Origin of the sequence: Vibrio plantisponsor, from assembly GCF_013041605.1 — a bacterium.
Taxonomy (GTDB): Bacteria; Pseudomonadota; Gammaproteobacteria; order Enterobacterales; family Vibrionaceae; genus Vibrio; species Vibrio plantisponsor.
The window spans coordinates 1-3075 of sequence record NZ_JABEQC010000030.1; the positions used below are offsets into that span (position 1 = coordinate 1).

1 rRNA gene is annotated in these 3075 nt (G+C 50.2%); it reads right to left on the minus strand.

The window, feature by feature from the left end:
• Positions 1 to 75: 75 nt before the first annotated feature.
• Positions 76 to 2966 (minus strand): 23S ribosomal RNA (locus HKI82_RS20285).
• Positions 2967 to 3075 lie beyond the last annotated feature (109 nt).

Sequence of the window (3075 nt, forward strand, 5' to 3'; positions counted from 1 at the left end):
GAAAGCTGTTTTCAGTTCTTATACACAATCAAGTTTATGTTCTTATTTGAGCCCACAAAACCCCTTGGGTGTTGTATGGTTAAGCCTCACGGGCAATTAGTACAGGTTAGCTCAATGCCTCACAGCACTTACACACCCTGCCTATCAACGTTCTAGTCTCGAACAACCCTTTAGGACACTTAAAGTGCCAGGGAGAACTCATCTCAGGGCTTGCTTCCCGCTTAGATGCTTTCAGCGGTTATCAATTCCGAACTTAGCTACCGGGCAATGCTACTGGCGTAACAACCCGAACACCAGAGGTTCGTCCACTCCGGTCCTCTCGTACTAGGAGCAGCCCCCTTCAATTCTCCAACGCCCACGGCAGATAGGGACCGAACTGTCTCACGACGTTCTAAACCCAGCTCGCGTACCACTTTAAATGGCGAACAGCCATACCCTTGGGACCGACTTCAGCCCCAGGATGTGATGAGCCGACATCGAGGTGCCAAACACCGCCGTCGATATGAACTCTTGGGCGGTATCAGCCTGTTATCCCCGGAGTACCTTTTATCCGTTGAGCGATGGCCCTTCCATTCAGAACCACCGGATCACTATGACCTGCTTTCGCACCTGCTCGAATTGTCATTCTCGCAGTCAAGCGGGCTTATGCCATTGCACTAACCACACGATGTCCAACCGTGTTTAGCCCACCTTCGTGCTCCTCCGTTACTCTTTGGGAGGAGACCGCCCCAGTCAAACTACCCACCAGGCACTGTCCTCGACCCGGATAACGGGTCTGAGTTAGAACATCAAACATACAAGGGTGGTATTTCAAGGACGGCTCCACGCAAACTAGCGTCTGCGCTTCAAAGCCTCCCACCTATCCTACACATGTAGGTTCAATGTTCAGTGCCAAGCTGTAGTAAAGGTTCACGGGGTCTTTCCGTCTAGCCGCGGGTACACTGCATCTTCACAGCGATTTCAATTTCACTGAGTCTCGGGTGGAGACAGCGTGGCCATCATTACGCCATTCGTGCAGGTCGGAACTTACCCGACAAGGAATTTCGCTACCTTAGGACCGTTATAGTTACGGCCGCCGTTTACCGGGGCTTCGATCAAGAGCTTCGCGTTACCGCTAACCCCATCAATTAACCTTCCGGCACCGGGCAGGCGTCACACCGTATACGTCATCTTACGATTTTGCACAGTGCTGTGTTTTTAATAAACAGTTGCAGCCACCTGGTATCTGCGACTCTCAATAGCTCCATCCGCAAGGGACTTCACCGTCAAGAGCGTACCTTCTCCCGAAGTTACGGTACCATTTTGCCTAGTTCCTTCACCCGAGTTCTCTCAAGCGCCTTGGTATTCTCTACCCGACCACCTGTGTCGGTTTGGGGTACGATTCCTTACAATCTGAAGCTTAGAGGCTTTTCCTGGAAGCATGGCATCAATGACTTCACTACCGTAGTAGCTCGACATCGTGTCTCAGCCTTAAAGAGAGCCGGATTTACCTAACTCTCAAGCCTACGCACTTGAACCTGGACAACCGTCGCCAGGCCCACCTAGCCTTCTCCGTCCCCCCATCGCAATTGTAAGAAGTACGGGAATATTAACCCGTTTCCCATCGACTACGCCTTTCGGCCTCGCCTTAGGGGTCGACTCACCCTGCCCCGATTAACGTTGGACAGGAACCCTTGGTCTTCCGGCGAGGAGGTTTTTCACCCCCTTTATCGTTACTCATGTCAGCATTCGCACTTCTGATACCTCCAGCATGCTTTACAACACACCTTCAACGGCTTACAGAACGCTCCCCTACCCAATATGCTAAAGCATATTGCCGCAGCTTCGGTTTACTACTTAGCCCCGTTACATCTTCCGCGCAGGCCGACTCGACTAGTGAGCTATTACGCTTTCTTTAAATGATGGCTGCTTCTAAGCCAACATCCTAGCTGTCTGAGCCTTCCCACATCGTTTCCCACTTAGTAGTAATTTGGGACCTTAGCTGGCGGTCTGGGTTGTTTCCCTCTCCACGACGGACGTTAGCACCCGCCGTGTGTCTCCCGGATAGTACTTACTGGTATTCGGAGTTTGCAAAGGGTTGGTAAGTCGGGATGACCCCCTAGCCTTAACAGTGCTCTACCCCCAGTAGTATTCGTCCGAGGCGCTACCTAAATAGCTTTCGGGGAGAACCAGCTATCTCCGAGTTTGATTGGCCTTTCACCCCTAGCCACAAGTCATCCGCTAATTTTTCAACATTAGTCGGTTCGGTCCTCCAGTTGATGTTACTCAACCTTCAACCTGCCCATGGCTAGATCACTCGGTTTCGGGTCTATATCCAGAGACTAAACGCCCAGTTAAGACTCGGTTTCCCTACGGCTCCCCTATACGGTTAACCTTGCCACTGAATATAAGTCGCTGACCCATTATACAAAAGGTACGCAGTCACAGGACAAAGCCTGCTCCTACTGCTTGTACGTACACGGTTTCAGGTTCTATTTCACTCCCCTCACAGGGGTTCTTTTCGCCTTTCCCTCACGGTACTGGTTCACTATCGGTCAGTCAGGAGTATTTAGCCTTGGAGGATGGTCCCCCCATATTCAAACAGGATATCACGTGTCCCGCCTTACTCGTTTTCACTCAAAATGACATGTCGGTTACGGGGCTATCACCCTGTATCGCGGCACTTTCCAGAGCCTTCACCTGTGTCATTAAAAGCTTAAGGGCTAATCCAATTTCGCTCGCCGCTACTTTCGGAATCTCAATTGATTTCTTTTCCTCGGGGTACTTAGATGTTTCAGTTCTCCCGGTTCGCCTCATTAACCTATGTATTCAGTTAATGATACATGCTTATGCATGTGGGTTTCCCCATTCGGAAATCGTAGACTCAAGTGGCTTTTACTGCCTAATCTACGCTTATCGCAAGTTAATACGTCCTTCATCGCCTCTGACTGCCAAGGCATCCACCGTGTACGCTTAGTCACTTAACCATACAACCCCAAGAGGTCTTTATGTATGGCAAACAACCAAGGTTTAGTTGTCTCTCATTATTTGAATGAGCGAGAGACATTTCGATTTTGCCGGACTCAAATATGAATA